The sequence below is a fragment of the Mesorhizobium sp. WSM4842 genome, assembly GCF_055901575.1.
The window spans coordinates 4,734,480-4,759,828 of record NZ_CM148372.1 but is presented as its reverse complement, the minus strand read 5'-3'; the positions used below and the strand labels follow the sequence as shown (position 1 = coordinate 4,759,828).

The window sequence follows — 25,349 nt, the reverse complement described above, 5'->3', positions numbered from 1 at the left end:
AGTCTCTGGTAGCCGATCAGAATTGCGCAATACCGCGGCCGTGCAATTGACCGGGAAAAGCCATAGCCAGCCGCTTTTCCCGTTCCATTTTTCGCCGCATTTCATGTTACAAGCATTAGAGCGACGTGCGTCCACTTGGACGCACAAAGTACGCTCTAAGACTTTGAATCTATGTATCGGCCCGAAAATCGATGATTTTCGGGCCGATACAACGGAAGGGCTGATGCGGCGCGCCACCGGTGGGACCGCGGACTGGAGAGGGACTACCGAATGAAAAAGACTGTGCTCGTCGTCGTGGCGACGGCTGTGCTCGTGAGTGCCTGCACCACAACCGATCCGTATACCGGAGAGCAGAAGGTCTCCAACACTGCGGCCGGCGCCGGCATCGGCGCGCTGGCGGGTGCGGGGCTCGGCCTGCTTGCGGGCGGCAACGATCGCCGTAATGCGCTGATCGGCGCTGGCGTCGGCGCGCTCGCCGGCGGCGCCATCGGCGCCACCATGGACCAGAACGAGGCCGAACTGCGCCGGCAGCTTCAGGGCTCCGGCGTCAGCGTCACCCGCACCGGCGACCAGATCATCCTCAACATGCCGTCCGACATCACCTTCAACGTCGACCAGGATGCGGTGAAGCCCGGTTTCTATCAAGTGCTGAATTCGGTAGCACTTGTGCTGAACAAGTTCCGGCAGACCACGGTCGACGTGTTCGGCCACACCGACTCGACCGGTGGCGACGAACACAATTTCGACCTGTCGCAGCGCCGCGCGCTGGCGGTCGCCAACTATCTGTCCGGGCAGGGCGTCGATTCCCGCCGCTTCGCCGTCACCGGCTTCGGCAAGACGCGTCCGATCGCCTCCAATGCGACGGCCGCCGGCCGTGCCCAGAACCGCCGCGTCGAGATCCAGCTTTCACCGCTCACCTGAGCAAGACGAACAAGAAGACGGCATTGCACATGAGAACGGCCCCGCAAGGGGCCGTTCTTGTTTGCTTTTTGCTGGAGTGACGAGCGTCGGCGCCCATCGCTTCGGTTTCATAGTGTCAGGGGCGGGCCGGCTGATCGACAATTGCCGCAACGATCCGGCGCACGATCGGAAGGACAATCAGCAGGCTCGGAAACGCAACAAGCCATGATACGCCCCATGCGTATGACCAAGTCGCCACGAAACCGTTCGTCCAGCCGGTGCCGATCGCCGTCGAAACCGCCGAGATAATGCAGGTCATGAGGATTGAAAGAACGAACGGCATTACCACTGCACTGTAGGAAGGCGGCAGTTTTCTCAGCTTCAACGTCTTTTGCGGTGATGCATGCATGGAAATCTCCAATCAGAAAAATGTGCGTACGTGCTCGTGAGCGCGATCAGGCGACCTGTGCCGTTTGCAGGGCCAGTTCTCGGATAAAGCTTCGTAGCGAACGTGGCTCGCGGCCCAAGACGGCGCGCAATGTCAGACTGTTTCCGCCGAGGCCGTACTTGGCGTAGTGGTCATGTACTTTAGCCAGCAGCTGCAATTGGCGGTCATCGTAGGGAAGGCGGGCATTCGCTGCCCACTCGCCGAAGGTCGGCTCGCCAGCAGAGATCGAGCGGCCAAGTTCCTCACTCATCATTGAAGCGATCTCTTCCCGGCTATGCATGCCGTCCGCGCACAGCTCAAGGGTCGCATAAGACAACCACGCTTCGGTCAATGCGATCGCTGCCACTTCGGCGACATCGCGGTAATCGACACGCGCCAGCTTTGCTGTCTTTGGAAACGGTTCCGAGAAAACCCCATCCCTAACGACGGACGGCCAGGCGGCTGCAATATTCTGCATGAAATTGGCAGGATGCAGAATGGTGTAATCCATGTTCGTCGAATAGAGAGCATCTTCGACCGGCACCTTGCTCGCGTGATTTTTGAGCCTCGTATTGGTCGGCTGGATCACCGACGAGAAGACGAACTTTCGAACGCCTGCTCGTGCTGCAGCCTCCACCGTGGCAACACCCATGGCTGCTTCATCGGGGGCAAAGGCCGGTCCGATGTGAAAGACGCCATCGACGTCCTCGACGGCATTTTCGAGGCTCTGAGGGTCGCGCAAATTGCCGGTCACGACCTCGGATGCTCCGAGCCTCCAGGCCTTTTCGGCGCTCGCGGGGTCGCGAATAAATGCTCGAACGGTGGCATTGCGGCGGACAAGTTCAGGCACAACCAGTCCGGCAAATCGGCCTGTTGCGCCCACGACCAGAACGGTTGGATTGAGTGCTCGCATGACAATTCCCTTCCACGAAGCTTGCCCTTTCGGGATTTTCTTCGAGGCAAATAAAAGGTCGCGAACAGCGTTACAATTGTTTGGCTTTGCGATAGTTTCTCTCGATTTTCGAGAGAAAAGGAGATGCCATGAACCGGATAGATGATTTTGAAGCGTTCATGGCAGTCGTCGAGCACGGAAGTTTGACGGCCGCCGCACGTCGGCTGAACCGCTCACTGCAATCGATCAGCCGGTCTTTGGCGACGCTGGAGGAATCCGTCGGGGTCGAGCTTGTACAGAGAACCACGCGCCGTTCGACACCGAGCGAAGCCGGAGTGGCGTTTTTCCACCGCATCAAACCCGCCGTCGACGAAATAAACGACGCAAGACTTCAAGCCGCCAACCAGAGATCGGAGCCATCAGGTATCCTGCGCGTGAGCGCGCCAGTTCTGTTCGGCCCGGATTTCGTTGTACCTGTCATCGCCGACTACATGCAGATGTATCCGCGGGTCGAGGTTGACCTCCAGCTTTCCGATGGATTTGTTGATCTTGGTGCCGAGGGCCTCGATCTGGCAATACGGATCGGCAATTTGCCGGATTCCAGCTTGCGAGCCAGACGCTTGGGTGCGTTGCGGCGCGTCGTGTTCGGCTCGCCTTCCTACTTTGAACGCCGTGGCCGACCAACGCATCCTTTTGAACTGAGCAAGCACAGCTGCATTGTTCGAACCTCCGACCAGCGTCCAGGTGAATGGATGTTTCAGATTGAGGGGAAACCTCGGGCGGTGAAAGTGGCTGGCAGTTTTCGATCCAATTTGATGGCACCGATCTACGCCGCCGCAGTTCGCGGATTGGGTTTGGGTTACTCGCCCCTCTGGCAGATAAGGCATTCGGTGGACGATGGCCGCCTAGAGGTGGTTTTAAGCGAATTCGAGCCGGTGCCGGTGCCGATGCACGCCGTGTGGCCGGAAGGCAGATCATCGTCAGCCAAAGTTCGCGCGTTTCTGGATATGTTGCCGTCCCGTCCGGAATTCAAAAACCTGTAGCCACCGGATCAAACGAGACGACAGAGCGCGGTCGACCGCTCGTAGCCATAGACTTCGGCGAGACGCGCCCGGTTGCTTCCAACGCGGCGGCGGTCGACCCGCCTAGAACCGGCTCGCCGAGATCCAGCTTTCGCGCCACACCTGAGCAAAGCAAATATCGGACATGAAAACGGCCCCGCAAGGGGCCGTTTTCGTTGGCATTGAGAATTTCTGCTATGATCAGACCTTGGCGACGATGCGCATGAAGGCGGGCATGTCGTCGCCGAATCCGACGGTCGCGTCGTTGTCTTCCTGGCGATGGCGGGCAGGGCGATTGCCGTCGCGCTGCGGCCTGGTGTCGCCGCGTTCCGGCGCACGCTGTTCGTTGCGGTCGGGCGAAGCCTTACGTTCGGGCGAAGCTTGGCGCTCGCTATTTTCCGAGCGGATCGCTTCTTTGTGCGCGCGCCGCTCACCGGCATCGGCGACCGCGGCCTCGGCCACCACTGGCTGTTCCTCGCGCGCCGCATCCGGTGTTGCAGCTTCGCTTTGCCTGGCGTGGCGTTCGCGTGGCTTGCGTTCGCCCCTGTCCTTGCGGTCATCGTCCTTGCGGCCGGCGCGGCGCGGGGCGCCGCGGCCACGGCGGGGAGCATCGTCCTCTCCGCCCTCGCTGGCGACGACCGTCGACAGGTCGCCATCGTGCCACTCGATCTTGTTGCCGATCAGCCGTTCGATTGCGTCGATGTATTTGGTGTCGGATTTGGTGGCGATGGTGAAGGATTTGCCGGAGCGTCCGGCGCGGCCGGTGCGGCCGATGCGGTGGACATAGTCCTCGGCATGGATCGGCACGTCGTAATTGAAGACGTGGCTGACATCGGGGATGTCGAGGCCGCGCGCCGCAACGTCCGACGCAACGAGGTAGCGCAATTTGCCGTCACGGAAATTGGCCAGCATCTGCATGCGCGCGCGCTGGTCCATGTCGCCATGCAGCGCGCCGGCGTCGAAATCATATTTCAGCAGCGAGCGGAAAAGCTCCGAGACCTCGATCTTGCGGTTGCAGAAGATGATGGCGTTCTTCAGCTCCGCATCCTCGGCCCTAATCAGATTGCGCAGCGTTTCGCGCTTGTCCCAGGGTTTCGAGCCGGATTTCACCAGCCGCTGGACGATGTTGGTGGCGGCGGAGGCGGCCTTCGAAACCTCGACGCGCACCGGCGCGTGCAGGAATTTCTCAGTGAGTTTGGTGATCTCAGGCGGCATCGTCGCCGAGAAGAACAGCGTCTGCCTGGTGAACGGGATCATCTCGCAGATACGCTCGATATCGGGGATGAAGCCCATGTCTAGCATGCGATCGGCCTCATCGATGACGAGGATTTCGACGCCGTTGAGCAGAAGCTTTCCGCGCTCGCGGTGGTCGAGCAGGCGGCCGGGCGTCGCGATCAGCACGTCGGCGCCGCGCTCCAGCTTCTTGTCCTGCTCGTCGAACGACACGCCGCCGATCAGCAGCGCGATGTTGAGCTTGTGGTTCTTGCCGTATCTGATGAAATTCTCTTCGACCTGCGCGGCAAGCTCGCGCGTCGGCTCGAGGATCAGCGTGCGCGGCATGCGAGCGCGGGCCCGGCCTTTTTCGAGCCGGGTCAGCATCGGCAGCACGAACGAGGCCGTCTTGCCGGTGCCGGTCTGGGCGATGCCCAAAATATCCTTGCCGAGCAAGGCGTGCGGTATGGCGCCTGCCTGGATCGGCGTCGGTTCGGTGTAACCGGCATCGGTGACTGCGGAAAGGACCTTCGGCGACAGGCCGAGGTCTGTGAAGGTCAACGCTTCTTGAGCGATCTGGGCGTCTGAGGACAAGTTTGGCTGTCTTTGGCTGGTTCGGGGGCGCAACATAAGCAGTCGCGGCAAGCGCCGCGCGCCTGCAAGATTGGTATTGCAGGTAGGCGCAAGCCCACGATTTGTCAACAGAAACGGGCGGGGATTGGCATGATTGTGAAGTCGTAACCTTAATCGCGATGCTTAATCGAACTGGCTATTGCTGTACCGGCTCAGTAACGGAACTGTTCGGCGAGAATGCGCTCGTTCCACGAGTGGCTCGGATCGAACAGCAGCGTCGCCGTCACCGTTGGCGATTCTTGCACCGTAACCGAGGTTACGGCCTTCACCTCGGTGTGGTCGGCGGCGGCGTTCACCGGCCGCTTTTCCGGCTCCAGAATGTCGAAACGAACCGTCGCCTTGTCGGACAGCAGCGCGCCGCGCCAGCGGCGCGGGCGGAACGGACTGACCGGGGTCAGCGCCAGCAGCGGCGCGTCTAGCGGCAGGATCGGTCCGTGCGCGGAAAGGTTGTAGGCGGTCGAGCCGGCCGGCGTCGCGACCATCACACCGTCGCAGTTCAATTCCTCCAGCCGCACTTGCCCGTCCACGGTGATACGGATCTTGGCCGTCTGGTAGGACTGGCGCCACAGCGCAACCTCGTTGATAGCCAACGCCGAGATCGTTTCGCCCTCTGCCGTCACCGCCTGCATCTCCAGCGGACGGATCGTTTCGGCAACGGCCGCCGCGATGCGCCCGGTCAATCCGCTGGCGCGGTATTCGTTCATCAGGAAGCCGATGGTGCCACGGTTCATGCCGTAGACCTTTTTTCCCGTGCTCATCGTGTCGCGCAAGGTCTGCAACAGGAAGCCGTCGCCGCCGAGGGCGACGACGATCTCTGCATCCTCGATGGACGCCTGGCCATAGCGCGCCGACAGGCTCTCCAGCGCCGCCTTGGCGTCGGCTGTGTCGGACGAGACGAAGGCGAAACGGCTGGCGGCTTTGTTCATGGCTCCCCAATGTCGACGGTTGGTGGCGACCGGCTGGTGGCGCCCGGTTGCTTGGGCCGCGCCAGCGCCGGGTTAGCATGGGCGGGCAAATCTGCAAAGGGAGGCATGTGGCGCTGCTCGACACAGCGCCGGGAAGAGCTGCCGGTCAGGTGCTCGCGCATCATATCGGGTGACAAGCGAATGTGATGGTTAAGACGGGGATTAAACTCTCGTAAAGCCGGATCGACCATGCTAGCCGGCAGTGGATGGGCGGCGTGGGGGCCAGCCAGTCGGACCAATCTATTGCCGGTAACACGCCTGATTATCATCGTCCTGATGCTGGGAAGTTTTGCTCTTGCCTTTGCACAACTGGTGCGCCAGTCGGAAGAGACGAGTTTGAGACCCCAGCCCACGGCTTCACGCTGCGGCGACGCCGCCGGCACACCGTGCCCGCAAAGGGCGTTGTGAATTCGCCAGGCACTTCCTGCGATACGAAAGACCGGTGCTTATCGCGCCTGCAGCAGATGGCAGCCGGCCTGCCGCTTTTGTGCGAGATACTCGTCGATAAGCTGGCGATAGCGCACCTTGCCGAAGCTCGGGAAGTGGCCGCCATGCACGACCGCGACTTTGAGCTCGCGCATCCGTAACAGCGTCTCGACATAGTCGTCGACGGCGGAATGATAGACATCGTCGATCAGCGGGCCGTCATAAATGATGTCGCCGGACAGCAGGGTGCCGGTCTTCTTCTCGTAGAGCGCAATGCCGCCGGGCGAATGGCCCGGCGTGTGGATCACCTCGAAGGCGCGGTCGCCGAGATCGATCACGTCGCCTTGTTCGAGCAAGCGATCGGCCGGCGCCGGCAGGATCCCGTAGCGCGCCGTATCCCAGCCTTGCGGCATTCCGTCGAACATTGCGTCGGTGGCATAGCGGTCGGCGAGCGTCCACTCATTGCGCGGATCGGCGAGGATTTCCGCTTCGGCCGCATGCACGCAGCGGTCCGGAAATTCGTGATGGCAGCCGATATGGTCGAAATGGGTGTGGCTCGCCACGCAGGTGAGCTTTCGCTCCGTCACCAGCGGCACATGGCGCCGCAGGCTGAAATGGCCGAGGCCGGTGTCGAACAGAAGATCGTGGTCGCGACCGCTCACATGCCAGATGTTGCAGCGGAAGAACGGCTTGATCCACGGCTCGTGGATCAGCGTCACGCCATCACCCATGCGGATGGTTTCATACCAGTTCGCTGCATCAATGACCGGAAGCGCGCCCATGGCTCAACTCGTCAAAAAGATGATATCGCCAGCGTCGCACGAAACCGCAACGATGTCGCCCGGCTGGACGGCCGCAGCGGCAGCAACCCTGGCGATGAAGTGCAGCGTCGGGTCTTTCTCGGAGACAGCAAGCACGCGCTTGAAGCTGCCTTGAAACACAACGTCGCTCACCTTGGCCGTGCCGAACCCTACAGCGCCGCCGGCCGCGCCGAGGACAAGATGCTCCGGACGGACGGCGAGGGCGACAGTCGTCCCGGCCGGCAATGTGCCGGTCAGCGAAAGCGGTCCGACCTGCGTCGCGACAGTGATTGTTCCGTCCTTCGCCGCCGTCACCGCTCCTGAAATCAGCGTGCTTTCGCCCATGAAAGTCGCGGAAAAGCGCGTCGCCGGCCGCGCATAGACGCGCTCTGGCGGCCCTTCGTCCTCGATGCGCCCGTCATTCATCACCACGCAATGGTCGGCCAGCGCCATTGCCTCTTCCTGGTCGTGGGTGACGTGGATGAAGGCTGTGCCGACCCGTTTCTGGATCGCTTTCAGTTCGTCCTGCATCTGCCGGCGCAATTTTAGGTCGAGCGCGCCGAGCGGTTCGTCGAGCAGCAGTACGGCCGGCTCGACGACAAGGGCACGGGCCAGCGCTACACGCTGCCGCTGGCCGCCGGAAAGCTGGTGCGGCTTCTTGTCGAAGGCAGTCGCCAGACCGACCAGCGCCAGTGCCTCGCGCGCCCGCGCGGCCCGTGTCGCGGCATCGACACCTTGCATGCGCAGGCCGAAGCCGACATTGCTGCCGACGCTCATATGCGGAAACAGCGCATAGTCCTGGAACACCGTCGTCGTCGGCCGCTTCGCCGGCGGCACGGCGGTGCAGTCCTCGCCGCGGATCAGCACTTTGCCTTCGCTCGGCGTGACGAAGCCGCCGAGAATGGACAGCAGCGTCGTCTTGCCGGAGCCCGACGGGCCGAGCAGGATCGTGTAGCTGCCCGGTTCGATCGTCAGCGAGACGTTCTTCAGCACGGTATGCTGGCCGAAGCGGTGCGAGACAGAGCTTATGTCGACCAGTGGCGCGGTCATGCCGGCTTCCTCCGCAACAGCATCAGTTCAAAAAACACCACCAGCACGATGGAGACGGCGAAGACCAGCGAGCCGACGGCGTTGGTCTTGGGATTGAGGCCTGAGCGCAGCAGGTTCCAGATCTCGACCGGCAGCGTCGTGTCGAAGCGCGTCAGCAGGAACGAGATCACGAATTCGTCCCAGGAGAAGGTCATCGACAGGAAGAAGCCGGCGAAGATCGCCGGTGCCATGACAGGCACGGTGATCAGCAGCAGCACCTTCCATTCGGGCGCGCCGAGGTCGCGCGCGGCGCGCTCGATATTGATCTGGTGGTCGCCCATCTGGCTGTAGATGATGGCAAAGCACAGCGGCAGGTTGATAACGACATGGCCGATGCCGGCGGCAAGCAGCGATTTTGGCACGCCGGCCCAATTGAACAGCACCAGCAATCCCATGCCGATGATGAGATAGCTCACTGTCAGCGGCAACGTGATCAGCCCGCGCATCAGGCCTGAGCCCGGCAGGGCGAAACGCGCAAAACCCCAGGCAGAGAGGAAACCCAGCGCGACGGCTGCAGCTGAGGAGAGAGCCGCCACACCAAGCGAATTGACCAGTGCCGAGGTCAGCCGCGTGTCGGCGAGCACGGCGTCGTACCAGCGCAGCGACGGCCCGGTGAAGGGCGGGATCGGAAACGACGTCGCCTGCAGCGAAAACAGCACCAGCACGACCACCGGCAGGAAGATGAAGCCATAGATGGCGACCGCGTAGAGCCAAGAGAAAATACGGACAAGAGCGCGCATGGTCAGGCCCGCTCGATCTTCAGCCAGCGGGCGCAGGCGAGATAGGCGACAGTGACAACCGCCATCAGGATGATCGACAGCGCCGAGGCGAGCGGAAAATCGCCGCGCCGGCCGATCTGGATCATCACCAGCTGCGGCATCAAAAGCTCGTTGTTACCGCCCAGGATCTGCGGCGTGATGTAGTCGCCGATGCACAGCACGAAGGTGAGAAAGGCGCCGACCATGATGCCGGGCAAGGTCAGCGGCAGGACGACATGCAGGAACGTGCGCACCGGCCCGGCGCCGAGATCGGCGGCGGCTTTGCGGTAGCTCGGGCTGAGCTGCTTCAGATTGGCGAAGATCGTCAGCGTCAACAGCATGACGAAGAAATGGACGAAGCCAGTGATCGTGGCCAGCCGTGTGTTGGCGAGCTGCAGCGGCTCGCTGAACAGGCCGGAGCCGGTCAGCGCACGGTTGATCACGCCGTTCTGCGCCAGCACCAGAAGCCAGGAATAGGAGCGCACGACATAGGAGGTCCAGAACGGCAGCACCGCCAGCATCAGCGCCAGCCGCTGCCAGCGCTCCGGCACCTGTTCGGCCAGGATCCAGGCGAAGGGGTAGGCGAGCAGCACCGAAATCACTGTGACGATGGCGGTGACCTGCAGCGAGTTCACCATCGCCTGCCAATAGGCCGGATTGTTGAAGAACTGGCTGTAGTTGGACAGGGTGAAGCCGCCGCCGTCATGCGCCGTAAGGCTGGAAAACCCCATGGCCAGAAAAGGCAGCACGAAGAACAGCAGCGTCCAGCCGAGCGCCGGCGTGACCAGCGCCCAGGGCAGGGCACGCCCGGTGTTTCCAGTAGCGCTCACGACCGGCGACCGGTCACTGCGCCTGCAGCATTTCGGTCCAGACGTCCTGCATTTTCTTGTCGAGATCGGCGTTCGGCGCCGGGTAGGGCTGGGCGCGGGCGAGGAAATCCGGCTGCTCGTCGAAGCGCAGGATCTTCTTCTGCTCGTCGCTCAGCGCCGCCTTGGTGTTCGCCGGCATACCCCAATAGCAGGCAGAGGTCGCAAGCCGCGCCTGGCCTTCAGGGCTCATAATGTACTGGATGAACTTCAGCGCCATGTCCTTGTTTTTGGAATCCTTGAACATGGCCAGCGACTGCGACCACAGCACAGCACCTTCTTTAGGGATGGAGAAGTCGAGGGCTGGGTTCTCCTTGGCCAGCCCGGCCGTCACCCACTCGCCGCCGCCGACCAGAATGTCGACCTCGCCGGTCGCCAGCGCCGTCTGGCTGGCGGTCACCTCGCCGACCAGCTTGGCGTTGGCCTTCATCTTGAGCAGCTCTTCCTTGATGGCGGGAAGGTCGGCCTCGGTCAGTTCGGCGGTCTTCTTGCCGATCGCCAGTGCTGCCATGCCGATGACCGGCAGATAGTAGTCATAGATGGCGATCTTGCCCTTGTACTTGTCGCCGGTCAGCGCGGCCAGCGACTGCATGTCGGCCGGATCGACCTTGGTCTTGTTGTAGCCGATGGTGTTGTAGCCGAATTTTTCGGTGATGCCGTAGCGCTTGCCGTCGACCACGGTGGAACTGTCCATCTTCACTTGGGGAAAGAGGTCGGCCAGCGGCAGTTTGTCTTCCGGCAGCGGCTCGAACAGGCCCTTTTCGACGCCGCGCGGTATGTCGATGCTGTCGATCACCATCACATCCCAGTCGCCGGGTTGCGACTGTTCGACAATCGCCATACCGGCGCCGGTGCCCTCGAACTCCTTGACATTGACCTTGACGCCATTGGCCTCCTCGAAAGGCTGCAGCAGCGCCGGGTCGGCGTGATCGCACCAGATCAGAGCGTTGAGATCCGCAGCCTGAGCGAAGCTGCCCGTCGCCAGCAGCAGTGCTGTCGCAGCACAAGCGGCGTGGAGATGGCTCTTCAGAACGGAAAGCGGATTCTTGGCAGTTGGATTCGGGGTCGTCAGGTGAATGCGCATCGAGTGTTCTCCCTTGCCTTTTTGGCTTGTGGCAAAAATTGAACCAATTCAAAAATTGAGTCAATTCTGTTTTTATGGCAAATAGCCGATATGAGCGGATTGCGGGCAAGGCAAAAGGCGGATCGGCATCGCCGTATCATCGAGGCGGCGGCGGAGCTTTTTCGCGATGCCGGCTATGAAGGCGCCAAGATCGAGACCATCGCAGCTCAGGCCGAGGTCTCGGTCGGCACGATCTACAACTATTACCAGAACAAGGGCGATATCCTCGGCGCCATCGTCTCGATGGAGGTCAACGAGGTGCTCAATGCCGGGCAGGGCGTCGTCGCCAACCCGCCGGCCAATGTCGGAGATGCGCTCGATACGCTGCTCGGCATCTATATCGAGCATTCGCTGCATTATCTCAGCAAGGAGATGTGGCGGCAGGCGATGGCGATCTCGACTCAACTGCCCGACAGCCCGTTCGGCCAGGCCTATACCGCGCTAGACCGGGCGCTGACCGAGCAGATCCGCGCGCTGATCGCCCGGCTGCAGGGGCTCGGCCTGGTGCGCCGGGATATCGATGGACACGCCTTGGGCGAACTGGTGTTCAACAACATGAACATGATGTTCATCGAGTTCGTGAAGCGCGACGGCGCCAGAATTGCCGAATTGCGCGCCGCGATACGCCGGCAGAACCGGATTCTGGTGGCGGCGATCGCGGTGTGAGGGGCGGGATCTCCCGATGGGACTTCTGGTGGCCCGGACGCCGCTAAGCCGCAATCGCGCCGGTTCAATTCAGCCGGTGGTGCGTGGAGCACTCCCGCTGCTGACTTCCCATATCGGCGCGATCGGCGGTTTACCGGGCATGCCTTGGCGGCCGCGCACGCGGAAACGGCACGACGGTCAATGGCGCCTTGCGGAATTCCGCGATGGCTATTTCTTCAATCAGGGAGTCGAGTGCCTCGCCGACGCGTTGGCTCGTTTCGTCCATGCCGCAGAGCCGGTTTTGGGCACACTCCAAGAGCTCGCGCGCTGCAGCGAAGTCGCTTCGCATAACACCACCCGTTGTTTAGCCCACCGCACAGACATTGTCGGCGCGCTAAATTGAGCGATTGCTAATATACACAGGCGCATTTTAATCGAATGGCATTAGAATGGCCGGGAGCAGGAGATGCCGGCCGGTCTGCATCCCTGGTGCTTCCATTGGTTCTGATTCCCTGGGCACGACCCGGAGGACCTGGGGAGGGCATGGGCGCTTTGCGTTGCAGAACGCGGGAGATTAGTCCCGATACGATCTTGGACGGCCGAGAAATTCTCTCGCGGCAGCGATTTGGCGTCGATGCTCGCGGAGGAAGGTCAGGCTGAAACAAATCGAAAAGGCCAGCCCTGAAAGGGTTATCGTTGCTTGCGAGGTCGGATCAGGATCGTGAATTAGCAGGAAGCGGAAACCGAGCGCCAACGCGAGGGCAGCAAGGCTGCCATACATGCCACCAATAAAAGGTGCGATCGTGCGTTTCTGCTCCAACGGCGACTCCTATGGTTACCGCCAGGGAATACCTGTCGTTCCGCTATGGGAATATATGCGTTGGACCTGATATGCTACCGATCCCGACGGCCCCGGCCTGTGGAAATCGGGGATGAGCAGATATCGCCAGCCCGTGCTGTTGTTTACTGGTGCCCCCGGACGGAATCGAACCGCCGACCTTCGGTTTACAAAACCGCTGCTCTACCAGCTGAGCTACAAGGGCACGGCCCTCCGGTTAGCATATTTGTTGTGCCAGTAAAGACAAAACTCCGTTTGAACGCGCCGGAGCTGCCGGCGCGGGCATCCTGAAAACGGCCAATTCGCCTCCTATATTGATCGAAGGTGCAATCGCATAGGCGAGGGTGTCGCATGGTGAGACTTGTCGTCATTGCCCTGGTCGTCGTCGTGGCCTGGATTCTGCTGGTGAAGCTCATCAAGGATTTGAAGGGCGCTAACGTCGACTGGACCGGCGTCACCACCATTATCGGCTTCATCGCGCTTGCCTTCTGGCTGCGCCATATCACCGGCATGGGCTGAGGCCTCCCGCCGGTGCGACTGTCGATCGGCGCTCTCGCCGGTCGTAATTTGCGCGCCTGACTGCAAACCTGTTCAGTTCGGCCGCTTTTGCGCTTTTGAAAAAATCCAAAAAAACCGTCGAACCTTTTTCCTTGCTGCAACGACTGATGGTCAAGAGGCGGGATGGATCGCCTCTCAGACAACGCAGCAAGGAGATCGTCATGTTCAAGCGCACCATCGTTTCCGGCCTCATCGCCACCACTGTCGCCGCCGCCATGCTGGCCGGCACCGTTCAGCCTTCGGCCGCCCATCACAAGCACCATCACAACAAGCACCTTGGCATCGGCATCGCCGCCGGCGTCGGCGGCTTCCTGCTCGGCAGCGCGCTCGCCCAGCCGCGCACCGTCTATATCGAGGAAAATGGCGGCTCATGGCACGTCCGGCGCTGCCTCAACCGCTATCAGAGTTACGATCCGTACTCGGACACCTATGTCGGCTACGACGGCTATCGTCACCGCTGCCGGCTTTGAGGGGAGGTGAACCGTTTCAGGCAAGGGAAAAAGGGGCACCCACTGCCCCTTTTTCAGCTGTCTGGGTTGCAAAATTGAGCCCGGCACCGCAACCGGTTCCAGCGAGGGATGTACAGGGATTTTTCGACAGCTTAGTCTGGCGGTGAAGGCACCAGAGGGAGAGGGACGCTTGGACGAGCACGAACCCAAGGAAGAGCAGATTGAGACGGATTTCCGCAACGGCACGATCACCACCGTCGGCATTCTACTGGGCTTTCTCGCTGGGCTTCATCACGCATTGGGCCGCCAACCCGCTCCCTTGGGAAATCTATCACCTGGCAGCCGTCGTGCCGATTTTGATAGGCATTGCCTTGCAGATACGAGCGCTGCGGTTGCTGCTCGACACAACGTCTCTACAGCGACGCGTCTATGAACGCGCCACCCGCATCTTCATCGCCGGCCTCATCTTCACCGCCTGCGGAGTTGGGCTGGCGATGCTGCTTGATTTCTACGACCTATCGACCAAGAGCGCGGTGCCCGGGGCCTAGCTCATCCTGACAGATGTCGCACCATTCGGCGCCGGTCAGCGCCGCCATGCGCTCGACGCCTATTTTCACCGCTGCATTGGTTGCGCCGGCCGCTGGCACGACCTGATCGTAGGCGCGCAGCGATACGTCGCAATAGACCGGCAACGGCGAGGCGAGGCCGAAGGGGCAGACGCCGCCAATCGGATGGCCAGTGATTTCGGCCACCTGCTCGGCATCGAGCATGCGCGGCTTGCCGCCGAATGCATCGCGCGATTTGCGATTGTCGATGCGCGCGTCGCCGCGGGCGACGACCAGCATGACCCGGTCACCGACGCGCAGGCAGATGGTCTTGGCGATCTGCCCCGGCTCGACGCCGTGCGCCTCGGCCGCGAGCGCGACGGTCGCCGAGCTTGTCGGCGTTTCGATCACCTCGATGTCGGGGGCATACTCGGCGAAGAAGGCTTTGACGGATTGGAGGCTCATGCGTCTTTCGGGCGTCGGCTGGCGGAAGGTGGACGCAAACTTGGCCGTAGCCGGGCGGCTGTCAAGGTGAGCGCGTAGCGCCAATCTCGAAGAGTGAACCCGGTCCGGCGGCGCGGCTTGGTGAAGAAGGGGGCGGCAGACCACCAATCATCCTGGTTATTTCCGTTGCGGCTTCGCGCACCAGGGGGCCGATCTCGACCAGCCGCTCCGGCGTCACCCGCACTGTCGGTCCCGAAACCGAAACCCCGCCGATCGGCTCGCCGAACTCGTTGAAGATCGCGGCGGCCACGCAGCGCATGCCGGGATGCCGCTCCTCGTCGTCGACCGACCAGCCGCGCAGCTTGATCGTCGCCAGGTCGCGGGCCAGCGCCGAGATGTCGGACAGCGTCTTTTCGGTGAAGCGCTCCAGCCCGGCCCGGCGCAGGATGGCGCCGACGCGCTCTGGCTCGAGATGCGCCAGCACCGCCTTGCCGATGCCCGACGCATGGAAGGAACTGCGCGTGCCCGGCCGGAAGAAGGCGCGGATCGCCTGATGCGTCTCGACCTGGCTGACGAAGACGACGCAATCGTCCTCGGCGACGCCGAGATTGGCGGTCTCGCCGGTTTTCTCCATCAGTTCCTGCATGACGGTGCGGGCGCGGTCGACCAGTTTGCGGCGGCGCAGGAATGCCGCGCCCATGCGATAGGTCTCGACGCCGATCGACCAGAGCTGGTCGGTGCCGTCGAACTCGACCATGCCGTGGTTTTCCAGCGTCGTCAGCATGCGGTAGGCGGTGGAGGCGGGGAGGCCGCTCTGCGCGGCGACCTCGCTCAGCGACAGACCGCTGCCGTCGGCGACGATGGCGAGGATGCGCAGCGCCCGGTCGAGCGACTGCACCGAAGCGGCGCCTGACGGACCGTGGAAGGCACGCGGCCGCCCGCGCTGGCGTTTTTCGGTGGTTTCCATGGCGGCATTCTTGCCGATTTCGCCAAATGCGCAATGAAAAAGTTTTTCACCAATTTGCCAGGCAGTTTTATGGAAAACGGAAAACACAATGAAATCAGAATGTAGTCGCCGGTTCTTCGAAATGAAAAAATATTTTGAAAAAATTGAAAAATAGCCGGCGCACTGGCATTCTCGGCCAGCAACAAATTCCGTGGAGGCTGACATGGCCAGGATGCGCGCGGTCGACGCAGCGGTTCTCGTTCTCGAAAAGGAAGGCATTTCCTGCGCCTTCGGCGTGCCGGGTGCGGCGATCAACCCGTTCTATTCGGCGGTAAAGGCGAGGGGTACGATCCGTCACATCCTTGCACGCCATGTCGAGGCGGCATCGCACATGGCCGAAGGGTATACCCGCGCCAAGTCAGGCAATATTGGCCTGTGCATCGGCACTTCAGGCCCGGCCGGCACCGACATGATCACCGGTCTCTATTCGGCCGCGGCCGATTCCATCCCGATCCTCTGCATCACCGGCCAGGCGCCGCGGGCGCGTCTCAACAAGGAGGATTTCCAGGCCGTCGACATCGCCGCCATTGCCGCACCGGTCGCCAAATGGGCGGTCACCGTCATGGAACCCTACCTCGTGCCGATGGCGCTGCAGAAGGCGTTCCACCTGATGCGCTCGTCGCGGCCCGGTCCGGTGCTGATCGACCTGCCGGTCGATGTGCAACTGGCCGAGATCGAGTTCGACATCGATGCTTATGAGCCGCTGGTGCCGTTCAAGCCGGCAATGTCACGCAGCCAGGCTGAGAAAGCCTTGGCGATGCTCAACGCGGCCGAAAAGCCTGTCATCGTTGCCGGCGGCGGCATCATCAACGCCGATGCCTCGGATCTGCTGATCGAGTTCGCCGAAGTCACCGGCGTGCCCGTGATCCCGACGCTGATGGGCTGGGGCGCGATTCCCGACGACCACCGGCTGATGGCCGGCTTGTGCGGGCTGCAGACGTCGCATCGCTACGGCAACGCGACGATGCTAGAGGCCGACTTCGTCTTCGGCATCGGCAACCGCTGGGCCAACCGCCATACCGGCTCGGTCGACGTCTACACCAAGGGCAAAAAATTCATCCATGTCGACATCGAGCCGACCCAGATCGGCCGTGTCTTCGCGCCGGATCTCGGTGTCGTCTCGGATGCCGGTGCGGCACTGAAAATGCTGCTCGACGTCGCCACCGAATGGAAGACGGCGCGGAAACTGCGCGACTGGTCGGGCTGGGCCAGAGAATGCCAGGGCCGCAAGAAGACGATGAAGCGCAAGACGCATTTCGACCAGGTGCCGCTGAAGCCGCAGCGCGTCTACGAGGAGATGAACAAGGCATTTGGCCGCGATACCACCTATGTCACCACGATCGGGCTTTCGCAGATCGCCGGCGCGCAGTTCCTGCATGTCTATAAGCCGCGCAACTGGATCAATTGCGGCCAGGCCGGTCCGCTCGGCTGGACGCTGCCGGCCGCACTTGGCGTTCGCGCCGCCGATCCGCAGCGAAACATCGTCGCGCTTTCCGGCGACTATGATTTCCAGTTCATGATCGAGGAACTGGCGGCCGGCGCGCAGCACAAATTGCCCTATATCCATGTCGTGGTGAACAATGCCTATCTCGGCCTGATCCGCCAGGCGCAGCGCGGCTTTTCGATGGATTTCGAGGTCAGCCTCGCCTTCGAGAACGTCAACCGCAAAGACGATCCCGAGGCTGGCTATGGCGTCGACCATGTTGCTGTCGCCGAGGCCATGGGCTGCAAGGCGGTCCGGGTGCGCAGGCCGGAGGAATTCGCCGGCGCGTTCAAGCAGGCGCAGCGCCTGATGAAGGATCACCAGGTTCCCGTCGTGCTTGAATTCATCTTAGAGCGCGTCACCAACATTTCGATGGGCACGGAAATCGATGAGATCACCGAGTTCGAGGAGCTTGCCGAACACCATGAAGACGCCCCCACGGCGATCGTCATGCTCGATTAAGCTGCGCTGATATTCACGTGATGCCGGCCTGACCTGATCTCACCACAGCTTGGGCCGGGCGAAAACAAGGAGAAACAAGGAGAAACAAGATGCCGCGTTTTTCAGCCAATCTCTCGATGCTCTTTGGCGAGCACGATTTCCTCGACCGCTTCGATGCCGCCGCCCGCGCCGGCTTTAGCGGTGTCGAATATATCGGCCCTTATGACCATGCGCCCGATGTCGTTGCGGCGAGGCTGAAGAAAAACGGCCTGACGCAAGTGCTCTTCAACCTGCCGGCCGGCGACTGGGGCAAGGGCGAGCGCGGCATTGCGGTGTTGCCGGATCGTGTTCCCGAGTTCCGGCAAGGCGTCGCCAAGGCGATCACCTACGCGCATGCGCTGGGTTGCGAACAGGTCAACTGCCTCGCAGGCATCGCGCCGCGAGGCGTCGAGCGTTCAGTGCTGGAAGATGTCTTCGCCGAAAACCTGGCTTTCGCAGCGGAGAAGCTGGCGCAGGCCGGCATCAGGCTGTTGATCGAGCCGATCAACACCCGCGACATTCCGGGCTTCTTCCTGAACTATTCGGACCAGGCCCTGGCGCTCATCGACCGCCTCGGCTCGAAGAACCTGTTCCTGCAATACGACATCTATCACATGCAGATCATGGAGGGGGATCTCGCCCGCACCATCGAGGCAAACCTCGACCGCATCGCGCATATCCAGCTTGCGGACAATCCCGGCCGTCATGAGCCGGGGACGGGCGAGATCAATTTTCCTTTTCTGTACAACCACATCGACCGCATCGGCTATACCGGTTGGATCGGAGCGGAGTACAAGCCGAAGGCCGGGACGGAAGCCGGGCTGGGCTGGTTCCGGGAGTTTGCCGGGAAGGGCAGTTCGGCGGCGTAGGGGTCAAGGATTATTGAAGTCGAGTTCCTTCGCGCCCCCCTCTGGCCTGCCGGCCATCTCCCACACAAGGAGGGAGATTGGATGTCACCGCCGCTTTCGCCAATTTTCGAGGTTTAGAAAGTTACAAGCCAACGCCGAAACTGCCGATCTCCCCACCCGTGGGGGAGATGGCCGGCAGGCCAGAGGGGGGGCGAAGGAACGCGGTCTTAACAAGGAAAAATACCAGGGAGAAAAACTATGGACACCATCGGTTTCATCGGCCTCGGCATCATGGGCGCGCCGATGGCGGGGCATCTGCTCGATGCTGGCTACACCGTTGTCGCCAGCGACCATCGCTCGAAACCGCCGGCCGATCTCGTCGCCAAGGGTCTGAAGACCGTCACCGGCCATCACGCCGTTGCGAAAACGGCCGACATCGTCATCACCATGGTTCCCGACACGCCTGAGGTGGCCGACGTGCTGTTTGGCGAAAACGGTGTCGCCTCGGGTTTGACCGGGGGCAAGCTGGTTATCGACATGAGCTCGATCTCGCCGATCGAGACCAAGGTTTTTGCCAGGAAGATCAACGACCTCGGCTGCGACTATCTCGATGCGCCGGTGTCGGGCGGCGAGGTCGGCGCCAAGGCCGCGTCGCTGACCATCATGGTCGGCGGCGAGGAAAAGGCCTTCGAGCGCGCCAGGCCGGTATTCGAGAAGATGGGCAAGAACATCACGCTGGTTGGCCCGAACAGCGTCGGCCAGACCACCAAAGTCGCCAACCAGATCGTCGTCGCGCTGACCATCGAAGCGGTCGCCGAAGCGCTTGTTTTTGCGTCGAAAGCCGGCGCCGACCCGGCCAAGGTGCGACAGGCGCTGATGGGCGGGCTCGCGGCCTCGCGCATTCTAGAAGTGCATGGCGAGCGCATGATCAAGCGCAGCTTCGCGCCGGGCTTTCGCATCGAATTGCATCAGAAGGATCTTAATCTCGCCCTGGAAGGGGCCAAGACGCTCGGTGTTTCGCTGCCCAACACTTCGACGACGCAGCAATTGTTCAACTCCTGCGCGGCCAATGACGGCGCCAAGGAGGATCACTCGGCGCTGGTCAGGGCGCTGGAGCGAATGGCTCGGCATGAGGTGGGTAGAAGCGAATAGCGAGTAGGGAATAGCGACTAGGGTTGCTAGCCCACCGGTGCAGTGATCCGACTTTCGCTACTCGCTACTCGCTACTCGCTAGAAACTTCCTCGCCGCATAAAGGCTCACCGCGGCGGCGTTCGACACGTTGAGCGAGCGGATCGCGCCGGGCATTTCTAGCCGGGCGAGCGTCGTCACCGTCTCGCGGGTCTTCTGGCGGAGGCCCTTGCCCTCGGCGCCCAGCACCAATGCGACCTTTTCTCCCGAAAAACTCTTCTCGAGTTCCGCCGGTCCGTCGGAATCGAGGCCGATGGTCTGGAACCCGGCCTCGTGCAACTGGCCAAGGGCGTCGGCAAGGTTCTTTACCTCGATCTGGTCGATATGCTCCAGCGCGCCGGAGGCCGACTTCGCCAGCACGCCGGATTCATGCGGGCTGTGGCGCGCCGTGGTGATCAGCGCGCCGGCGCCGAAGGCGACCGCCGAGCGCAGGATCGCGCCGACATTATGCGGGTCGGTAACCTGGTCGAGGACCAGCACCAGCGTTGTATCGCCGAGCGCATCGAGGCGCTTCGGTTTTAGCGGCTCGGCTTCGATCAGCACGCCCTGATGCACGGCATCGGAGCCGGTGACCTTGTCGATGTCTTTCGGTTCGACCATCCCTGTCTCAAAGGGCAGGGCGGCGAGGTCGGCAATCGCCAGCCGCTCGGCGGCGTTGCGCGTCACCAGCATCTTCTTGATCTGCCGGCGCGGATTGTCGAGTGCCGCCCGCACCGTGTGCAGGCCATAAAGCCGCACCAGGCCGTCCGCTGCTGTCTCTCCTGGCGGCACCGGCTGGCGCGGCCTGAACGCCGGCGCGCCGCCGCTTTTCTCGTCGCGATGCGCACGCCGCAGCTTGGCGTAGTGGGTGTCTTTCGGGGTCTTGGGCTTGTTATCGTTGCTCATGGCCGGTTCTATAGCCGTGTCGTCTGTCTATGGATACAGCCGGATACCCTGCTCGGCGGGTCGTCAAGAAATTCAGCGCGTTTGCCGGGATGTTGCGGTTGACAGTTTTGGGCGCTGCCGCCATAAGGCGCTTCGCGAAGGGCTGCTCACGCGGTCGCGACGCGTCGATGCCTCGTTGCATGGCTCCGGCGGCAGACTGGAGAGGTGCCCGAGTGGTTAAAGGGGACGGACTGTAAATCCGTTGGCTATGCCTACGTTGGTTCAAATCCAACCCTCTCCACCACTGCCGGCCCGGAAGCCCTGAAACGCAAAGCATCGGACCGAAAAGTGCATAGCGGTTTTCGGGCGAGAGGCGCGGGTATAGCTCAGTGGTAGAGCAGCAGCCTTCCAAGCTGAATATGCGGGTTCGATTCCCGCTACCCGCTCCAAGCATGCTGTTGAAGTCATTATCAAAAACAACTTCCTTGAAAATGCGCCGTGTCACTGTCTGTGGCGGTTCTGTAGTGCCTGAGCGGCAATGCCGTCATCCACATCGCCAGGTCTTCAGTCGGCGCCTCCGGCGACATGCTCTTCATATTGAGGCAGGTCGTCGGCGATCGTAAACCACTTCGCCTTGGAGCCGACAAAGATGTGCTGGGTCGCGCGGATGGTCGGCTCGTCGACGAGGGTTCCCATGGCGACGTGCACGAAGGCGCCGTCGCGGACGACCGAATAGAGCAATGAGCCGCAGGTCTTGCAGTGCACGTCGTGGCCGGTCTCCTCGCCAAAGATCAGGAGGTTGTCCTCGCCCTTGGTCAGGCTCAGTCTCTCACGCTCGATGCCGGCAAACGGCTTGAAGGCCGAACCGGTGGTGCGCCGGCAGTTCGAGCAGTGGCAGTTGGCGGCGGCGTAGATGAACTCGTCGGCCACCGCGTATTGCACGGCGCCGCACAGGCATTTTCCGGCAAGCATGCGGGTGCCAGCATTCTCCTCGCTTGTCACAGGTTTCTCCATTTTTTGCGGGCAGCGGCCAAGTTGAAATTTGTGGTGTAACCGTTGTTTTGGTCACCACTGCCCAAATTATGCGACGACGGTCAGTCGGCGCCTACGCTCGTCGAGCGACACGATGGTCAGCCCGCTGGCCACCACCAGCAGGATGCCGCTGATCGCCAGCGCGTTCGGCAATTGCTGGAACACCACCAGCCCCGAAATGACCGCCCAGACGGTGAAGCAGTAGTAGAAGGGCGCCACCACCCCGGTCGGCCCGGCGCGATAGGCCATGAAGATGAAGAAATGGCCGAAGATCAGGAACAATCCGGCCCCGGCCATCAGCAGCAAATGATGCGTCTCGGGCATCACCCAACGCTCGGACATCAGATGCGCGACGCCTGAGCCGACCAGCACCACCACCACTGCGGAAATTGCGACGATCATGCCAGGCACGTCGGCGGCGACCCGCCGCCCGGCGAGATCGCGCGCGGCGGCGAATGCCGCATTGCCGAGCGCCAGCAAGGCGTAGACCGAGATGCCCTGCATGGTCGGCTGCGCCACCATCACCGCGCCGATGAAGCCGAGCCCGATCAGCGCCATGCGCAGCCCCCCGATCCGTTCGCCGAACAGGACAGCGGAGCCAATCAGCATGAGCAGGGGAGTGATCTGCCCCAGGGCGGTCGAATCGGCGATCTGCATGTTGGCGAGCGCCACCACGTAGCAAAGGATTGCCGCCAGCTCGAACAGGTTTCTCTGTAGCACTCTCCTGTCGAGGATAAGCGGGATCTGCCTGGCGTAGCCCAGGGCAAGCAGCAACGGGATGCCCCACAGCGTTGCCGCCATCCCGCGCAGAAACAGCACTTCATAGGGCGGCAGCCCTACCGTCGCGAGCTTCAACATGGTGTCGTTGGCGACATAGGACCCGGTCGACAGGATCATGAACAGCGGGCCGCGGATGGCGATCGGAATGTAATGCATCGGATCAGAAAATCAGACCGGCGTCACACCGGCAATGGGCCAGATCCGGTTGTAAATCCGGCAAGGCAGACAGGCGGAAGCGGCGATTACCAATCCACCGAATGCCGGTATCCGCGGAACCTATCTTCGCCAGTACCATTTCCTCTTGTTCGTTCCTATATCCGCGCCACACCCCCGAAAACCGGATCATTGGTTCAGACCGGGTGAGAAAGCCCCGGCCACAAGGCACTTGTGTTTTTCGGCCGCAGTCGCTAATCGCCCCGCATTCGACTGAACTGAAGGTCCAGGCCGTCCAAGGAAAGAGACTATGGCAAAAGGTAAATTCGAGCGTACAAAGCCTCATGTGAACATTGGCACGATTGGCCACGTCGATCATGGCAAGACGTCGCTGACGGCGGCGATCACCAAGTATTTTGGCGAATACAAGCGCTACGACCAGATCGATGCGGCGCCCGAAGAGAAGGCGCGCGGCATCACCATCTCGACGGCGCATGTCGAATACGAGACGGCCGCCCGCCACTACGCCCATGTCGACTGCCCCGGCCACGCCGACTATGTGAAGAACATGATCACCGGTGCCGCGCAGATGGACGGCGCGATCCTGGTGGTGTCGGCCGCCGACGGCCCGATGCCGCAGACCCGCGAGCACATCCTGCTGGCCCGTCAGGTCGGCGTGCCGTCGATCGTGGTGTTTTTGAACAAGGTCGACCAGGTCGACGACGCCGAGCTGCTCGAACTGGTCGAGCTCGAGGTGCGTGAACTCTTGACCAAGAACGAGTTCCCCGGCGACGACATTCCGATCGTCAAGGGTTCGGCACTTGCCGCTTTGGAAGATTCCGACAAGAAGATCGGCGAGGATTCGATCCGCGAATTGATGGCTGCGGTCGACGACTACATCCCGACGCCGGTTCGTCCGCTGGACAAGCCGTTCCTGATGCCGATCGAGGACGTGTTCTCGATCTCGGGCCGCGGCACGGTGGTGACCGGCCGCGTCGAGCGCGGCGTGGTCAAGGTCGGCGAGGAGCTTGAGATCGTCGGCATCCGTCCGACCACCAAGACGACCTGCACGGGCGTCGAGATGTTCCGCAAGCTGCTCGACCAGGGCCAGGCCGGCGACAACATCGGCGCGCTGCTGCGCGGTGTCGACCGCGAAGGTGTCGAGCGCGGCCAGGTTCTGGCCAAGCCCGGTACGGTCAAGCCGCACAAGAAGTTCGTCGCCGAAGCCTACATCCTGACCAAGGACGAAGGTGGCCGTCACACGCCGTTCTTCACCAATTACCGTCCGCAGTTCTATTTCCGCACGACCGACGTGACCGGCATCGTGTCGCTGCCGGAAGGCACCGAGATGGTGATGCCGGGCGACAACATCACCGTCGATGTCGAACTGATCGTGCCGATCGCCATGGAAGAGAAGCTGCGCTTCGCCATCCGTGAAGGCGGCCGCACCGTCGGTGCCGGCATCGTCGTCACCATCAAAGAGTAATCGACGCCGGCATCCGCCGGATCGACAGGGAAGGGCGGTTTTCGGGCCGCCCTTTCTTCGTTGAAGCCTTGCGTGGCGGCCTCGTTGAAGCGGGCACGCCGTAATTTCGAAAGCTGTTGCAAGCCCCGCCATGTCAACTAGTACAGGTTGCATCGAGGGGGCTTTTGCCAAACGTGGTTCCGGGACGCCGTTCAGACAGTATGGCACGGTGGTGGCGCGGGCTGGTTAGTCTGGCGCTGGTGGTCGCCATGGCGATGGCTGGCTTCGCTGCGAAGGCCGAGGATGTCTCCGATCCGAAGACATGGGATCCGAAGTCATGGTACCTTCCGGGCAGTTCGTCAGATGGTTTTTCGGAGATGCAACTCGTCGTCGTGCGCAGCAATGCGACCGGTTGCGAGCCTAATTGTCCGGAATGGATTTCGGCAGAAGGCGCAATCGAGGCCGGCACCCCAGCTAAACTCAAGCGTATATTGAAGACGCTCGGCCGCCGAAAACTGCCGATCATCGTCAATTCCCCGGGCGGCAATGTCGATGCTGCGCTCCAGCTTGGTCGAATAATCCGCAAAAACAAGCTCGATATCGCCGTCGGTACAACCAGGTTTTCCGATTGTTGGCCGGGGATGAAGGACTGCCAAGCCAATGACGGCAAGGGCGCTGCATATTTCGGCATTACGTCCGACGGTGGTGCCATGTGCAACTCCGCATGTCCGCTGATGTTTGCCGGAGGCGTCGGACGCGTGGTCGGCGGTTGGGCCCATCTAGGCGTCCATCAGATCACTACGACCCATTTCCGCACCACACGGCAATATCGAACCACCTATCGGGTTGTGCGGGGCAAAAAATACAAGGTCACCACAGAAACCGTCACTCAAGACAATGTCGGCTACAAGACCTATGAGATGAGCAAGGCGCTTGAGAGGAGGCTGTCGGCCTATCTCAGGGAGATGGGCGTCGGCCGGGGCGTTCTTGACGTAATGAAGGCCACGCCCGCCAGTGATATCCGGCAGATCGCCCTCGACGACATGCTGACCATGAAGCTGGTCACCAGCAGGGACTCCCTCGACATACTTACGCGGGCGGGCAAATGCCGGCGGAGTCCTGCGCCGGCGAACTGCAGAGAGATCCCTGCGAATGCCAAGCCGCCCGAGGCGGCAGCGATCGAGGCGAAGGCCGGACCTTCTCAACCGGCTCAAGTCCTAATTTCTCAGCCGGCCACGCAGGCGGGCGACGAAGGGTCGTACGGCAATCCCCCGCAAACCCTCATAGCATGCATCGGAGGGGGATCGCGGGTAGCTGGGGCGAGCTCCACCTGTGATCCTGAGATGGAACCAATGCCGGCTTGGCGTTGGGGCGTGGCGAGTGGCCCGCACACATCATCGGATATGAAGCCATGATCA

General features: G+C 61.9%; 27 protein-coding genes and 3 tRNA genes. 14 read left to right on the top strand and 16 right to left on the bottom strand.

Annotated features, from left to right (window positions below; translation table 11 throughout):
- Nucleotides 1–270 precede the first annotated feature (270 nt).
- Nucleotides 271–921: a YiaD family glycine zipper/OmpA-like lipoprotein gene (locus AC0NIE_RS23155; RefSeq protein ID WP_258117445.1), complete on the top strand. Its 651-nt coding sequence runs from the start codon at nucleotides 271–273 to the stop codon at nucleotides 919–921.
- A 115-nt stretch (nucleotides 922–1,036) separates the two neighbouring features.
- Here the strand turns inward: AC0NIE_RS23155 and AC0NIE_RS23150 are convergent, their stop codons facing one another.
- Nucleotides 1,037–1,309: a DUF2798 domain-containing protein gene (locus tag AC0NIE_RS23150; protein WP_123151027.1), complete on the bottom strand. Its 273-nt coding sequence runs from the start codon at nucleotides 1,307–1,309 to the stop codon at nucleotides 1,037–1,039.
- A gap of 46 nt (nucleotides 1,310–1,355) precedes the next feature.
- Complete coding sequence (locus AC0NIE_RS23145; RefSeq protein WP_473488685.1) at nucleotides 1,356–2,240, bottom strand: NmrA/HSCARG family protein; 885 nt, start codon at nucleotides 2,238–2,240, stop codon at nucleotides 1,356–1,358.
- A 128-nt stretch (nucleotides 2,241–2,368) separates the two neighbouring features.
- On the opposite strand from AC0NIE_RS23145, the gene AC0NIE_RS23140 reads away from it, so the two are divergent.
- The gene (locus tag AC0NIE_RS23140) at nucleotides 2,369–3,262 is read left to right on the top strand and encodes a LysR family transcriptional regulator (protein ID WP_473488686.1); all 894 of its coding nucleotides are present in this window, start codon (nucleotides 2,369–2,371) and stop codon (nucleotides 3,260–3,262) included.
- A gap of 219 nt (nucleotides 3,263–3,481) precedes the next feature.
- Here AC0NIE_RS23140 and AC0NIE_RS23135 read toward each other — a convergent pair whose 3' ends face one another.
- The 7 genes from AC0NIE_RS23135 to AC0NIE_RS23105 form a co-directional block, all read right to left on the bottom strand.
- Nucleotides 3,482–5,086, bottom strand: coding sequence for a DEAD/DEAH box helicase (locus tag AC0NIE_RS23135; protein WP_473488687.1), 1,605 nt, complete (start codon nucleotides 5,084–5,086; stop codon nucleotides 3,482–3,484).
- A 191-nt stretch (nucleotides 5,087–5,277) separates the two neighbouring features.
- Nucleotides 5,278–6,051 carry an NAD kinase gene (locus tag AC0NIE_RS23130; RefSeq protein WP_473488688.1) on the bottom strand — a complete coding sequence of 258 codons (774 nt, stop codon included), beginning with the start codon at nucleotides 6,049–6,051 and terminating at the stop codon, nucleotides 5,278–5,280.
- 485 nt (nucleotides 6,052–6,536) lie between these two features.
- Nucleotides 6,537–7,298 carry an MBL fold metallo-hydrolase gene (locus AC0NIE_RS23125; protein WP_473488689.1) on the bottom strand — a complete coding sequence of 254 codons (762 nt, stop codon included), beginning with the start codon at nucleotides 7,296–7,298 and terminating at the stop codon, nucleotides 6,537–6,539.
- Between the two features lie 3 nt (nucleotides 7,299–7,301).
- Nucleotides 7,302–8,366, bottom strand: coding sequence for an ABC transporter ATP-binding protein (locus AC0NIE_RS23120; RefSeq protein ID WP_473488690.1), 1,065 nt, complete (start codon nucleotides 8,364–8,366; stop codon nucleotides 7,302–7,304).
- The gene (locus tag AC0NIE_RS23115; protein WP_473488691.1) at nucleotides 8,363–9,145 is read right to left on the bottom strand and encodes an ABC transporter permease; all 783 of its coding nucleotides are present in this window, start codon (nucleotides 9,143–9,145) and stop codon (nucleotides 8,363–8,365) included. The genes AC0NIE_RS23120 and AC0NIE_RS23115 overlap by 4 nt, the downstream gene beginning before the upstream one ends.
- Nucleotides 9,146–9,147: 2 nt before the next feature.
- Nucleotides 9,148–9,993 (bottom strand): ABC transporter permease, encoded by an 846-nt coding sequence (locus AC0NIE_RS23110; protein WP_473488692.1) that lies wholly within the window; start codon nucleotides 9,991–9,993, stop codon nucleotides 9,148–9,150.
- Nucleotides 9,994–10,006: 13 nt separating this feature from the next.
- The gene (locus AC0NIE_RS23105; RefSeq protein WP_473488693.1) at nucleotides 10,007–11,113 is read right to left on the bottom strand and encodes a polyamine ABC transporter substrate-binding protein; all 1,107 of its coding nucleotides are present in this window, start codon (nucleotides 11,111–11,113) and stop codon (nucleotides 10,007–10,009) included.
- A gap of 90 nt (nucleotides 11,114–11,203) precedes the next feature.
- Here AC0NIE_RS23105 and AC0NIE_RS23100 point away from each other — a divergent pair, with 90 nt between their 5' ends.
- Complete coding sequence (locus tag AC0NIE_RS23100; protein WP_473488694.1) at nucleotides 11,204–11,818, top strand: TetR/AcrR family transcriptional regulator; 615 nt, start codon at nucleotides 11,204–11,206, stop codon at nucleotides 11,816–11,818.
- 16 nt (nucleotides 11,819–11,834) lie between these two features.
- Nucleotides 11,835–12,200 (top strand): hypothetical protein, encoded by a 366-nt coding sequence (locus AC0NIE_RS23095; RefSeq protein ID WP_473488695.1) that lies wholly within the window; start codon nucleotides 11,835–11,837, stop codon nucleotides 12,198–12,200.
- A 171-nt stretch (nucleotides 12,201–12,371) separates the two neighbouring features.
- Here the strand turns inward: AC0NIE_RS23095 and AC0NIE_RS23090 are convergent, their stop codons facing one another.
- Nucleotides 12,372–12,617, bottom strand: coding sequence for a hypothetical protein (locus tag AC0NIE_RS23090; protein WP_473488696.1), 246 nt, complete (start codon nucleotides 12,615–12,617; stop codon nucleotides 12,372–12,374).
- Between the two features lie 147 nt (nucleotides 12,618–12,764).
- Nucleotides 12,765–12,840: transfer RNA gene (locus tag AC0NIE_RS23085), tRNA-Thr, on the bottom strand.
- A gap of 146 nt (nucleotides 12,841–12,986) precedes the next feature.
- On the opposite strand from AC0NIE_RS23085, the gene AC0NIE_RS23080 reads away from it, so the two are divergent.
- The 3 genes from AC0NIE_RS23080 to AC0NIE_RS23070 all read left to right on the top strand — a co-directional run bounded on the left by AC0NIE_RS23080 (nucleotide 12,987) and on the right by AC0NIE_RS23070 (nucleotide 14,190).
- On the top strand, nucleotides 12,987–13,154 hold the full coding sequence (locus AC0NIE_RS23080; RefSeq protein WP_473488697.1) for a hypothetical protein: 168 nt from the start codon (nucleotides 12,987–12,989) through the stop codon (nucleotides 13,152–13,154).
- A 200-nt stretch (nucleotides 13,155–13,354) separates the two neighbouring features.
- Nucleotides 13,355–13,663, top strand: a complete 309-nt coding sequence (locus AC0NIE_RS23075; protein WP_473488698.1) for a BA14K family protein — start codon at nucleotides 13,355–13,357, stop codon at nucleotides 13,661–13,663.
- Nucleotides 13,664–13,863: 200 nt separating this feature from the next.
- Nucleotides 13,864–14,190, top strand: coding sequence for a hypothetical protein (locus AC0NIE_RS23070; protein WP_473488699.1), 327 nt, complete (start codon nucleotides 13,864–13,866; stop codon nucleotides 14,188–14,190).
- Here AC0NIE_RS23070 and AC0NIE_RS23065 read toward each other — a convergent pair.
- Nucleotides 14,158–14,652: a YbaK/EbsC family protein gene (locus AC0NIE_RS23065; RefSeq protein WP_091591224.1), complete on the bottom strand. Its 495-nt coding sequence runs from the start codon at nucleotides 14,650–14,652 to the stop codon at nucleotides 14,158–14,160. The two genes, AC0NIE_RS23070 and AC0NIE_RS23065, sit on opposite strands and share 33 nt — an antisense overlap.
- A gap of 61 nt (nucleotides 14,653–14,713) precedes the next feature.
- Nucleotides 14,714–15,598, bottom strand: coding sequence for an HTH-type transcriptional regulator BhcR (bhcR, locus tag AC0NIE_RS23060; protein ID WP_473488700.1), 885 nt, complete (start codon nucleotides 15,596–15,598; stop codon nucleotides 14,714–14,716).
- Nucleotides 15,599–15,800: 202 nt separating this feature from the next.
- On the opposite strand from bhcR, the gene gcl reads away from it, so the two are divergent.
- The 3 genes from gcl to AC0NIE_RS23045 all read left to right on the top strand — a co-directional run bounded on the left by gcl (nucleotide 15,801) and on the right by AC0NIE_RS23045 (nucleotide 19,600).
- Nucleotides 15,801–17,582 carry a glyoxylate carboligase gene (gcl, locus tag AC0NIE_RS23055; RefSeq protein WP_473488701.1) on the top strand — a complete coding sequence of 594 codons (1,782 nt, stop codon included), beginning with the start codon at nucleotides 15,801–15,803 and terminating at the stop codon, nucleotides 17,580–17,582.
- Nucleotides 17,583–17,671: 89 nt separating this feature from the next.
- Nucleotides 17,672–18,469, top strand: a complete 798-nt coding sequence (gene otnI, locus AC0NIE_RS23050; RefSeq protein ID WP_473488702.1) for a 2-oxo-tetronate isomerase — start codon at nucleotides 17,672–17,674, stop codon at nucleotides 18,467–18,469.
- A 237-nt stretch (nucleotides 18,470–18,706) separates the two neighbouring features.
- Complete coding sequence (locus AC0NIE_RS23045) at nucleotides 18,707–19,600, top strand: 2-hydroxy-3-oxopropionate reductase (RefSeq protein WP_473488703.1); 894 nt, start codon at nucleotides 18,707–18,709, stop codon at nucleotides 19,598–19,600.
- A gap of 64 nt (nucleotides 19,601–19,664) precedes the next feature.
- On the opposite strand, the gene AC0NIE_RS23040 is transcribed toward AC0NIE_RS23045, so the two are convergent.
- A complete protein-coding gene (locus AC0NIE_RS23040) occupies nucleotides 19,665–20,522 on the bottom strand; it encodes a TrmH family RNA methyltransferase (protein ID WP_473488704.1) in 858 nt (285 codons plus the stop codon).
- A 198-nt stretch (nucleotides 20,523–20,720) separates the two neighbouring features.
- Between AC0NIE_RS23040 and AC0NIE_RS23035 the strand changes: the two genes are divergently transcribed.
- Nucleotides 20,721–20,805: transfer RNA gene (locus AC0NIE_RS23035), tRNA-Tyr, on the top strand.
- Nucleotides 20,806–20,876: 71 nt separating this feature from the next.
- Nucleotides 20,877–20,950 (top strand) — tRNA-Gly (locus tag AC0NIE_RS23030).
- 115 nt (nucleotides 20,951–21,065) lie between these two features.
- Here the strand turns inward: AC0NIE_RS23030 and AC0NIE_RS23025 are convergent.
- Nucleotides 21,066–21,515: a GFA family protein gene (locus AC0NIE_RS23025; RefSeq protein WP_473613723.1), complete on the bottom strand. Its 450-nt coding sequence runs from the start codon at nucleotides 21,513–21,515 to the stop codon at nucleotides 21,066–21,068.
- Between the two features lie 66 nt (nucleotides 21,516–21,581).
- The gene (locus tag AC0NIE_RS23020) at nucleotides 21,582–22,469 is read right to left on the bottom strand and encodes a DMT family transporter (RefSeq protein WP_473488705.1); all 888 of its coding nucleotides are present in this window, start codon (nucleotides 22,467–22,469) and stop codon (nucleotides 21,582–21,584) included.
- A 307-nt stretch (nucleotides 22,470–22,776) separates the two neighbouring features.
- Here AC0NIE_RS23020 and tuf point away from each other — a divergent pair, with 307 nt between their 5' ends.
- Nucleotides 22,777–23,952, top strand: coding sequence for an elongation factor Tu (gene tuf, locus AC0NIE_RS23015; protein ID WP_258117360.1), 1,176 nt, complete (start codon nucleotides 22,777–22,779; stop codon nucleotides 23,950–23,952).
- A 248-nt stretch (nucleotides 23,953–24,200) separates the two neighbouring features.
- Nucleotides 24,201–25,346, top strand: coding sequence for a COG3904 family protein (locus AC0NIE_RS23010; protein WP_473613683.1), 1,146 nt, complete (start codon nucleotides 24,201–24,203; stop codon nucleotides 25,344–25,346).
- Nucleotides 25,347–25,349: the final 3 nt, after the last annotated feature.